12 protein-coding genes are annotated in these 9492 nt (G+C 70.0%); 5 read left to right on the plus strand and 7 right to left on the minus strand.

The genetic code is table 11. The features are described 5' to 3' along the window. Positions 1 to 233: hypothetical protein (locus ACZ5ON_RS35335; RefSeq protein WP_465601526.1), on the minus strand; the 233-nt coding region annotated here is incomplete at its 3' end. Between ACZ5ON_RS35335 and ACZ5ON_RS35340 the strand changes: the two genes are divergently transcribed. Both ACZ5ON_RS35340 and ACZ5ON_RS35345 read left to right on the plus strand, forming a co-directional pair. Next, complete coding sequence (locus ACZ5ON_RS35340) at positions 220 to 495, plus strand: hypothetical protein (RefSeq protein ID WP_465601528.1); 276 nt, start codon at positions 220 to 222, stop codon at positions 493 to 495. The two genes, ACZ5ON_RS35335 and ACZ5ON_RS35340, sit on opposite strands and share 14 nt — an antisense overlap. Continuing rightward, positions 492 to 1535: a DNA polymerase Y family protein gene (locus ACZ5ON_RS35345; RefSeq protein ID WP_465601531.1), complete on the plus strand. Its 1044-nt coding sequence runs from the start codon at positions 492 to 494 to the stop codon at positions 1533 to 1535. The genes ACZ5ON_RS35340 and ACZ5ON_RS35345 overlap by 4 nt, the downstream gene beginning before the upstream one ends. On the opposite strand, the gene ACZ5ON_RS35350 is transcribed toward ACZ5ON_RS35345, so the two are convergent. Together ACZ5ON_RS35350 and ACZ5ON_RS35355 are read right to left on the minus strand one after the other, a co-directional pair. After that, positions 1435 to 2622 (minus strand): tetratricopeptide repeat protein, encoded by a 1188-nt coding sequence (locus tag ACZ5ON_RS35350; protein WP_465601533.1) that lies wholly within the window; start codon positions 2620 to 2622, stop codon positions 1435 to 1437. The genes ACZ5ON_RS35345 and ACZ5ON_RS35350 overlap by 101 nt on opposite strands. Beyond that, positions 2594 to 4540, minus strand: coding sequence for an AfsR/SARP family transcriptional regulator (locus ACZ5ON_RS35355; RefSeq protein ID WP_465601536.1), 1947 nt, complete (start codon positions 4538 to 4540; stop codon positions 2594 to 2596). The genes ACZ5ON_RS35350 and ACZ5ON_RS35355 overlap by 29 nt, the downstream gene beginning before the upstream one ends. A 445-nt stretch (positions 4541 to 4985) precedes the next feature. Between ACZ5ON_RS35355 and ACZ5ON_RS35360 the strand changes: the two genes are divergently transcribed. The 3 genes from ACZ5ON_RS35360 to ACZ5ON_RS35370 all read left to right on the plus strand — a co-directional run bounded on the left by ACZ5ON_RS35360 (position 4986) and on the right by ACZ5ON_RS35370 (position 7136). Next, entirely contained in the window at positions 4986 to 5498 is a 513-nt protein-coding gene (locus ACZ5ON_RS35360; RefSeq protein WP_465601538.1) for a hypothetical protein, read from the plus strand. A gap of 299 nt (positions 5499 to 5797) precedes the next feature. Continuing rightward, complete coding sequence (locus tag ACZ5ON_RS35365; protein ID WP_465601541.1) at positions 5798 to 6253, plus strand: hypothetical protein; 456 nt, start codon at positions 5798 to 5800, stop codon at positions 6251 to 6253. 376 nt (positions 6254 to 6629) lie between these two features. Continuing rightward, positions 6630 to 7136, plus strand: coding sequence for a hypothetical protein (locus ACZ5ON_RS35370; protein WP_465601544.1), 507 nt, complete (start codon positions 6630 to 6632; stop codon positions 7134 to 7136). Positions 7137 to 7630: 494 nt separating this feature from the next. On the opposite strand, the gene ACZ5ON_RS35375 is transcribed toward ACZ5ON_RS35370, so the two are convergent. The 4 genes from ACZ5ON_RS35375 to ACZ5ON_RS35390 are packed head-to-tail and all read right to left on the minus strand — an operon-like array spanning position 7631 to position 9370. Further along, positions 7631 to 7954: a hypothetical protein gene (locus tag ACZ5ON_RS35375; RefSeq protein WP_465601546.1), complete on the minus strand. Its 324-nt coding sequence runs from the start codon at positions 7952 to 7954 to the stop codon at positions 7631 to 7633. Next, a complete protein-coding gene (locus ACZ5ON_RS35380) occupies positions 7951 to 8574 on the minus strand; it encodes a hypothetical protein (protein WP_465601548.1) in 624 nt (207 codons plus the stop codon). Before ACZ5ON_RS35380 ends, ACZ5ON_RS35375 begins: the two co-directional genes overlap by 4 nt. After that, entirely contained in the window at positions 8547 to 9014 is a 468-nt protein-coding gene (locus ACZ5ON_RS35385) for a transposase (RefSeq protein WP_465601551.1), read from the minus strand. The genes ACZ5ON_RS35380 and ACZ5ON_RS35385 overlap by 28 nt, the downstream gene beginning before the upstream one ends. Next, entirely contained in the window at positions 9011 to 9370 is a 360-nt protein-coding gene (locus ACZ5ON_RS35390; protein ID WP_465601554.1) for a transposase, read from the minus strand. The genes ACZ5ON_RS35385 and ACZ5ON_RS35390 overlap by 4 nt, the downstream gene beginning before the upstream one ends. Between the last annotated feature and the right edge of the window lie 122 nt (positions 9371 to 9492).

Raw genomic sequence — 9492 nt, forward strand, 5'->3', positions numbered from 1 at the left:
ACTTTCTTCGCCGATCGTTGATCTACAGGTGTCCCGTTGCCTTGTTCAAGCCCCTTGACCTGCGCACTCATGCCATAACGCAGCGGCGTTGCCGACATCACCCAATCAAGTTCAGTAGCGACGTCATCAATGACCTGACTGGCGAGGATTGGACACGGTCCCGCGGAAAGCAACCAGAAGACATGAGCGCGGAACTCCGAAGGCCCGCAGGTCACAGCGATGCTGTTGGACACTGAGGCGCGGAACCTACACCTGGTGCGCGGCACCCTCCAGCGCCGTGGCCGCTCGATCAGCATCGTCGGCACCCACGCCTGGAACCTGCGCGACATCGCCGACGCCCACCAGGCGGGCGGCACCGCCGCCGTCCGCACCTTGCTCGCCCACCCGCCCGTCGACGGCGAACCCCAGCCCGAGGGCCCCGGCCGCGGTGCGCGGCACAGGGGCTCGGGCGGCGCCGGGCGGATGTGGCACGCCTCCTCCGGGAGTGCCGGATGACCCAGCGCCAGATCCTCCACCTGCGCCTCGCGGAGCCCCGGTTCGAGGTCTACACGGAGCTGTTCGACGTCCTGGCCGGCATCACCCCCGTCGTGCAGGCCCTGCCGCCGAACGCCGCCGTCCTCGACGTCACCGGCGCCCTGAAATATTTCGACCGCACCTTGGCCGGGCTCGCCGACCTGGTGCAGACCCGGCTCGCCTCGCACTTCGGGCTGCTCGCCGCGGTCGGCGGCGCCCGTACCCGCATGCTCGCCCAGTTGCTCGCCGACACCACGGCGCTCGGCACGGTGCGGATCGTCGACGACCCCGACCAGGCCTTGGCCTTCCTCCAGGCGCAGCCTGTCCGGGCGCTGTCCGGCGTCGGCCCCGCCCTGGAGCGCTCGCTGACCCGCTACGGGGTGGAGACCATCGGCCAGCTCGCGGGCCTGCCGCTGGCTACCGTTCAGCGGGTGGCCGGCGCGAGCACCGGGCGGCTCCTGCACGAGCGCGCCCACGGCGTCGACCACCGGGCGGTGGCCATCGCCGCCGCCCGCCGCTTCGAGCGCGACGTCCTGGAGCCCGACCTGATCCGCCGGGCCCTGCTCGACCTCGCCGGCGAGCTCGGCGCCCGCCTGCGCGCCTCCCGCCAGACCAGCCGCCAGGTGGAGTTGCAGGTCACCTACGCCGACCGCTCCCACACCACCCGCCGGCGCACCCTGCGCGAGCCCACCCAGCACAGCCCCGACCTGCGGGAGGCCCTGTACGGCCTGTTCGACGCACTCGGCCTCCAGCGGGCCCGGGTGCGGGCCGTCACCGCCCGGGTCGCCGACCTCGCCCCCGCCGCCGCAGGCTGGACCCAGCTCACCTTCGACCCGCAGGCCGAAGACCGCCGCACCCTGGAACCCGTGATCGACAAGGCTGCCGGCCGGTTCGGCCGCGCCGCGCTCCGACCCGCAACGCTCACCCGCCCGCGCCCCAGCCGGATGACGCGAGCACCCCAGACCTCAGCCCAGCCGGCGAGCACCCCCAGCGGGACGGCGGCGCGGCCGCCGACCGGGTAGAACCACCGAGCAACCTACAAGGGACCATCGGCGAGGAACCTACAACCCGCAGACCCGGAACGTCGGCGATGACAGCGACCTGCGGTGGGCGGGCGACGGCTGCGGCGGGGCGGCCGGTGTCATGCTCGATGCCGCCCAGGCAGGCAAGGGCGTAGGCCTCCCCGCGCCGATTGCCGATCGCGTGGTGTATCTCGCGCGCGGTGCGGACGGTGTCGGCAGCCTCCGCGTACCGACCGGTGGCTTGTTGGGCCAAGCTCAGGCAAACCAATGCGTTGGCCTGACCCAGCCGGGAGCCGAGAGGACGGTACAGTTCCAGCGCCTCGTGGAAACTCGCCTCCGCTGACTGGTAGTTGCCCATAAGGCGCTCGATGTTGCCGAACTCAGTCAGCGCGTTTCCGCGGCCGAAGTTATTGCTCAGACTCCGGAAGAGTTCTATCGCTTCCCGGTGGTGGGCGGCGGCCTCCGCGTACGGACCGGTCAACTCCCTGATCAAGCCCAGGCTGGTGAGGGTGTTGGCCTGGCCAAGCCGGTTTCCGAGGGCACGGCACAGCTCCAGGGCCGACTGGAGGTGCTCGACGGCCTCGGTGCGCCGCCCGGAGAGCTGGAGGACATGGCCGAGGCTGCTCAGGGTGTTCGACTCGCCACGGCGGTCGCCCAGCTCTCGATAGAACGCCAGTGCTTCACGCAGCAGTTCGGCCGCCTCCGCGAAACGTCCGGTGAGGTACTTGGCCTCGCCGAGGCTGCTCAGCGCGTTCGCCTCGCCGCCGCGCTCCCCCAGTTCGCGGTAGAGATCCAGGGCCTGGAGCAGGTCCCGCGCCGATGGCTCCGCCTGTCCGGTGAGAAGCCACACTATGCCCAGGTTGGTGAGAGAGTCGGCCTGGCCCAGCCGGTCGCCGGTGCGCAGGGCGGTGTCCAAGGCGATCTGGTGCAGGCTACGGGCCTGCTGCCAGTGGCCCTGGCTGCGGAGGAACTCGTGCATGGCGGCGGGTAGCCGGACCGCGTGCTGCGGTCGCTGGTGAACTGCGGCGAATTCCACGGCGGCATGCAGGTTGGCGCGTTCAGCCCGAAGCCACGCGATCGCGAGCACTGGGGTGGACAGGTCGGGTCCGGTGGCCGGCGGCTGCGTTGCGGCGGGGGTGTAGCGCGCGAGTTGGTGGTTGGCCGTGTGGGCGGCGGCCAGGTAGTGGTCCAGCAGTCGCGCGGTCTGTCGGCTCGTCGGTGGCGGCCAGCGCCCGGGCGTGCTCGCGGATCAGGTCGTGCATCCGGTAGCGGCCGCGCAGCGGTTCGTCGATCAGGTGGTGGTCCTCCAGCATCTCAAGTCGCCGCTTGGCAGTGCGAAGGTCGGTGCCGTCCAGCGCGGCGGCGGCGTGCGCGTCGAGGTCGTCACCGGGGTGCAGGCCGAGCCGCCGGAAGAGCCGCTGCAGATCGGGGGGGAGAGCCCGGTAGGAGAGGTTGAAGGCGGCGGCAACGGAGGTCGTTTCGGCACTGAGTGCGTCAAGGCGGCCGGTAGCCGCGGTCAGGTCCGAGATGAGATCGGCGACCGCCCACGACGGATGGTGCCGCAGGCGAGCCGCCGTGAGTTGAACGGCCAGCGGCAGATACCCGCACAGGCGTACCGTCTCGACGACCGATGGATCATCCGGCGACAGCCCCGCTCGACCGGCCTTGGCCGTGAAGAGTTGAGCAGCCTCCTGCGGGGGCAGAACGTTCAGCGTGATGGGTACGGCGTCCTCAAGACCCACCAGTCTGCGGCGGCTCGTGATCAGCACCAGGGTTCCGGGGGCGCCAGCGAGTAGGGGCATCACCTGCTCGCTGCTGCGGGCGTCGTCGAACAGCACCAGCATCCTCTTGCCGGCCACCTGACTGCGCCATAGCCCCACCCGTGCCGACAGGTCGGACGGGATCTGTTGCGGTGCCACGCCGATGGCCAGCAGCAGGGTGGCCAGAGCGTCGGCCGGCTCGACGGCGGGCGTGCCCGGGGTGTGAGCGTGCAGGGGCACGAAGATCTGGCCGTCGGGAAAGTGGGAGGCCAGACGGTGGGCGCAATGGACGACGAAGGCACTCTTGCCGACACCCGGCATCCCGTCGATGGCATGGATCCCCACCACCCCACCCACTGCAGCACCGCTGCGGCAGGCTGCGAGCACGAGGCCGAGCTCTTCGCGTCGTCCGGTGAAGGAGGAGATGTCCCTCGGCAACGAGGCACTCACCATGGCGGCTGTCGGCCGTGATGTCTTCGGTGCGTGCTGGTACGGGGGCGCGGTCTGGCTGCTGGAGGTCAGAATCTCCTGGTGGATGTCCTGAGTGGCGCGGCTGGGCTCGATGCCGAGTTCGTCGCTGAGGTCACGGTGCAGTGTGCGGTAGACCTCCAGAGCTTCCGCGGTGCGGTCGGCGCGGTGAAGAGCGGTCATCAGCTGCCGGTGGAATGCCTCCCGGTAGGGATGCTGCGCAGCCAGAGCCGCGAGCTCGGCGCTGATTCCGTGATGTCGGCCGAGGTTCAGCTGGGCGTCGAAGTGCCATTCCAGCGCCTGCAGTCGGGCTTCGGCCCACTGTTCACGCGGGGCCCGTGCTTCTTCGAGGTCGGCCAGTTCGGCCAACGGCTCTCCCTGCCACAGGTCGAGTGCTGCGGCCGTCTCGTGGCGGGCGGCGTCCCAGTCCTCGTTCAGGATCGCGGTCCGGGCCCGGCCGACATGGTGTTCGAAGAGCTGACAGTCCAGCTCACCGTCACAGACCTTCAACTGGTAGCCCAGCGGGGTCATCGAGATCCGTTTGCCTGTTTCGTCGGACAGCACACGCCGAAGCCGTGCCACCGGATTGTCCACGGCGGCGGCCCCCGGGGCCGGCGGGTTGTCGTTCCACAACGCGTCCTGAAGCCGATCCGTCGCGACGGGCTGGTTCGCATGCAGGAGCAGCACTGCCAGCAGCGAGCGGAGCTTCGCACCGCTCACAGTGGTCTCTGCCAAACCGTCACGGACACTCAGTCGACCGAGCACACTGAACTGCACTGCAACCCCTGGTTGATCTTTGCGGCATGTTAGCTCCGTGATAGGCGCGCCGAAGATGATTCTTCCATCGGGCTGACACACCAGCCCGGTATCCGGGCTGTCGGCCGTCGGGCTAGCAGCCCCGCAGCGAGTACGGCTGTCGCACTGCGGATACGGCGGCTCCGCAGTGCGATGCGCTGCGACGCCCATAGCGGTGTCAGTTGTCATGGCGGAGATGGGGAAGACGTGAACCTGAAGCGACACCTGGCGAAGCTCGACGCGGTGCCGGCGGTGCTCTCCTTCTCCACCGGGGTCCGCCACGCCCTGCCCACAGCGGGCGGATGCCGAGGTGCTACTCGACGGGCGGCGGGTGCTTGTGGAGCCGGAAAGGCGTCCGAAATTCGAACGGTGCACCAGTGAGGGCCCGTCCGAACAAATCCCGCATCACATCCAGTGAGGAGATCTCATGTCGATAAGTCAGTTCCCTGGTCTGCGTCTGCGGAAAGCCGGAGTGCGGGCCGCCGTGGTGTGCACTGCGGCTCTCACCGTGGTCGGCCTGTCCGGTGCGGAGGCGATGGCCCTGGACTCCGGCAGCACGGCCGCCACCTTCACCCTCGCGCAGTCCGACTGGTACGCCAATAACAGCGCGTCCTCCTCCAGCGTCACGTTGGAGCTGCAGAGCGACGGAAACCTGGTGCTGCACACCATCAGCGACACCGACGGGGGGACCCGGCTGTGGGCCAGTGGCACCAGCGGCAGGGGCGTGACCCACGTGGACTGGTCGCGCTCCGGCTACGCCAAACTGCTGGACGCCTCCAACAACGTCGTGTGCACCCTCGGCAAGCTCAACCCCGCACCGGGGGGTACGGTCCGGGTCCAGGACGACGGCAACATGGTCTTCTACGACACCAACGAGCATGCCACCTGGTCCACCGGCACCTACAACGGGCCGGGCAACCTCAACTACTGCTACACCTGAGCATCCGGTCCAGTTGCAGACCCATGCGGCCGGGCCCCGCCCTGCCCGGAGGGGCACATCGCCAGGCCCGCGGCGACGCCGGGCCTCCGCGTCCACGCGAAGAGCTGCGGCCCGGCCGTTTTGCTCGGTGTCGCGCCGTTGCTCTGCCCACGGCCTCGGCGGCACAACGTCCACCCACCATGCAGCCGTTCTGCCGCGCGCCGGGCGATGAGCAGCGAAGCGGCAATGTCGAAGGGACACTCGTGATAGTCAGTAAGTCCAGTAGCTCCAAGGCGCGCAGGCGCCTGGGGCGCGCCGCCTTGGTGTGTACCGCGGCGGCCGGTGTGCTCGGACTGACCAGCACCACCGCGATGGCCGATTCCTGGGCCGCGACCTTCACCCTCGCCCAGCCCGACTGGCAGGCCGGTCAGTCGGGGGCGGGGGCGAACAACCTCCTGACCGGCCTGAACTTCCTGGACGACGGTAATCTCGTTCTCTACGGGTACGACGGGGAAACCAACTACCCGCTGTGGGCCTCGGGCACGAGCGGGAAGGGCGTGACGCATCTGGACTGGTCGAAGTCCGGATACGTCAAACTGCTGGACGCCTCCGACAACGTCGTATGCACCCTCGGCAAGCTCAACCCCGCACCGGGCGGCCACGCCGAGGTCCGGGACGACGGTAACTTCGTGTTCTACGACACCAACGGGAACGCCACTTGGTCCACCGGCACCTACGGTCACCGCAAGGGCAACCTGAACTACTGCTACACCTGATCGGCGGGCCGGCCGCGGATGTCACGCGGCACGCGACACGGATGCTGCATCGCGCCGAGGGCCGACAGAGGGTCGACCTCCATCTGCCGACGGCGCCTGGTCGGGCTTCCGGATACCGGTTGAGGCCGCCGCCCGGCGGGCGGCGCCGCCAGCTCATCGACATCGACCTGCTTCGGTCGGGCTTCCGCCTTCGGCTGGCGCGCTGCTTCCAGCAGGCAAATTCCCGGCGACCGTTCCTTTTGAACCGTCCGCGCCGGATCACACACGTGAATGCCCCCGAGGACGTGTTCTACCCCGGCGGTCATTCCCGGCGGTGACGCAACCCGCCACCACCGTTCACAGCCATCGCACGACACTTCAAGGAAGAGGAACACTCATGACCGCACGCCGAAACACCGGCTCACCGCTTCGCAGGACGCTGACCCGGGCCGCCCTGGTCGGTACGGCGGCCGTCGCCGCAGTCGGCCTGGCCACGACCAACGCGATGGCCGCCGGCGAGTGGGACGCGACGGCCGCGAACTTCACCTCCAACCAGGCCGACTGGTACGCGGGCGACTCCGTCAACTCGTCGAGCGTGAAGCTGGTCTTCCAGCAGGACGGCAATCTGGTGCTGTACACCAACGACGGCAGCAGGGCCCTCTGGGCCAGCGGCACCTACGGCCAGGGCGTGGACCATGTGGACTGGTCGCAGAACGGTTACATCAAGCTGATGGCCGGCAGCAGCGTCGTCTGCACCGTCGGCAAGTTGAACAGCGCCCAGGCCGGCCGCGCGGTGGTCCAGGCCGACGGCAACTTCGTCTTCTACCGTGCCGACGGCTCCGCAGCCTGGTCCAGCGGCACGGCCGGCTCCTCCCAAAGCACCGTGAACTACTGCGCGTCGTGAGAATCGACGGAAGGTCATGAGTTCACGGGGCGTGGGCGACCCAGGCGATCCGCATGCGGTTCCCCACACCCCGTGGCCGCGGGCGAGCAGTAGCACCAGACCGGCAGCACCACACCGCGGCGGAACCGGCCCGAGGCATCGTCGCCGGCCGTGTCTCCACCGCAGGTGCGCTCACCCGGCCGCGCTCGTCCGGCAGCCGCAGCTGCGCACTGCGAGGCCGCGCCGCGCTGCCGCGCCTGGTCTCGCTCACCGCGACCAGGCGCCGCCCCGGCTGCCCGAACCCCCATCTGGCGCAGCGGCCGGGCCGACGCACGCCGGTCGGCCGGTGTGTGACGGGTAGCGGCCGGTACCGACGGAGGCCGCGAACGAGACCAGCAGGGCTGCGGCGACATCCTGGCCGAACCCGCCTGGGCGAACCTGCTGCGCCCGGCCCGTCCGTACACAGCACCCCGGCTGCGCGGGGCCTGGGCGTCCGGCCGCGGGCCGGGGCGGCTCTATCGCGCCGCCCCGGTCCGGGACTGCTCGCCGGCTACCGGGTCGGCCGCCTCCTCCAGCCGAACCCGGGCCTGCAGCAGCAGGGCCACGGCGCAGTGCAGATGACGGGTCACCACGGGCAGGAGGGTGCCGCGGAAGCGGTCGGCTGCCCGGAGCTCGGTGGCGGCCGCCTGTAGGAGTGCGCCGGTCTCGCGGATCGGCTCGCCCCGGGTGCTCGCCCGGTACTCCCCCGCCAGTGCCTGCGCGGCGTGGGCGAGCTCCCCCGTGCCGGGGTCCTCGATGGGGTCCGCGCCTAAGCTTGCGATTTTAGCTCCCGTCGTCACTCTGCGTGTTTGCTGGCGGTCGGTTCGGTCTTGCGGTAGGGCGGTCGCTTGGATTTTGGGCGGTTCTTCGAGCCTTTCGGGCGGCCGGGGCCGGGGCGGGTGGGTTTCGGCGAGTCGGCGGGTGTGCCGATTCGTGCGCGGAGTCGGCGGAAGCCGAGGCGGACCTTGTAGGGGCTGAGGGGCTTGCCCGGGTCGGGACGTGGGTGCCAGGGGCGGCGCAGGTCGTCCACCAGGTGGCGTGCGAGGCGTAGTTGGGCGTAGGCGCCGATGACCAAGGACACCCACCGGTCGGTGGCCGCCGCCGAACTCAGGTGTGCGCTGGCCAGGCCGAGGTAGACCTTGGCGAAGCGGTGGAAGTGCTCTTGGTCGAAGCGGCGCAGGTAGGCCTTCCAGAGCAGGTCCGGGTCGGCCGGGACGGGGCCACCGTGCCACAGCCACAGGTCTTTTGGTGGCTTGCGGCCGTCGGGCAGGTGGTCGACGACCACCTGCAGGACCGTGCCGCGCACGATCGGCAACTGCTTGTCCCGCGGCCAGTTGGCCCAGCGGCCGGTGCTGCCGAGTTTTTGGTGCAGCCCGCTCCAGGCGCGGACGGTCACGGTGCCGTACAGCTCGGACTCCACCGTGCGTTCGAAGTCGGGGGCGTGCCGTTTGGCGGGGTCGGAGCAGGAGAACTCCGCGCCGTGGCGCGGCGGTGGCCCATCTGTCCCGGTCGCCGGGGCGGGGGGTCGAGGTAGAAGACCCGGGTGGTACGCAGCCGGACCAGCAGTTGCACGTCATGGTCGGCCAGGGCGTGGGTGAGGTCGGTGGCGTAGTTGCCCGCGTCGAGCAGGACCAGCGGCGGCGGGTCACCGGGCTGCCACTTCCCGGTCGCGGTCAGGTCTTTGAGCAGCCCAGTGATCTGGTCGATCGTGACGTCGGTGTGCTCCTCGCCGGGCCGTAGCCGGCGTGCCTCGATGGGATCGACCCAGGAGGAGGAGCCCCACTGGATGCCGACGAGCAGGCTGTAGGGCCAGCCGGGCAGCCAGCGGTCTCCGCCCTTGCCGCGGACCTGCACCATCATGCGCTCGTCGGCGTACTGGGCGTCGGGGCGCGCGTGCGAGTGGTGTCGATCGCGAACATCAGCGGCTCGCCCACCCTGGCCGGGGCCGACAGGCCGATCAGCAGGTGCCGTAAGCGGCTACTGCTCATCTGGCCATGGGCCAGGGCGTCGTAGACGGAGCCGTGTCGGCGGCGGAACTCCGGCTCCAAGGACAGCTCTACCGGTGATCGCACCGGGCCCTGCGCGCAGAGCATCGCGTCCGCCAACTCGAACAGGGCATCCCCGCGGCGGGGGAAGCAGGCGCGGAGACCCGCACGGAACCTGGATAACTCGGACAACGCCTCGACGCGGGCGGGGGTGTCTTGCAGACTGTCCATCACGGCCTTCTGGTGCAGCTGGATCTCTGGGCTTGATTCGCTTTGACGGACACCCCTGATCAGGGGCTTCGGCCCCGGTAAGGATGATGTCCATCATGGAGAGCATGGGGAAGAAGAAGCCA

This window comes from Kitasatospora sp. NPDC032150, assembly GCF_055579945.1.

Coding starts and splice junctions, on each gene's coding strand:
- ACZ5ON_RS35340 (WP_465601528.1), top strand. CDS start 220: ATGCTGTTGGACACTGAGGCGCGGAACCTACACCTGGTGCGCGGCACC.
- ACZ5ON_RS35345 (WP_465601531.1), top strand. CDS start 492: ATGACCCAGCGCCAGATCCTCCACCTGCGCCTCGCGGAGCCCCGGTTC.
- ACZ5ON_RS35360 (WP_465601538.1), top strand. CDS start 4,986: ATGTCGATAAGTCAGTTCCCTGGTCTGCGTCTGCGGAAAGCCGGAGTG.
- ACZ5ON_RS35370 (WP_465601544.1), top strand. CDS start 6,630: ATGACCGCACGCCGAAACACCGGCTCACCGCTTCGCAGGACGCTGACC.
- ACZ5ON_RS35385 (WP_465601551.1), bottom strand. CDS start 9,014: ATGATGGTGCAGGTCCGCGGCAAGGGCGGAGACCGCTGGCTGCCCGGC.
- ACZ5ON_RS35390 (WP_465601554.1), bottom strand. CDS start 9,370: ATGGACAGTCTGCAAGACACCCCCGCCCGCGTCGAGGCGTTGTCCGAG.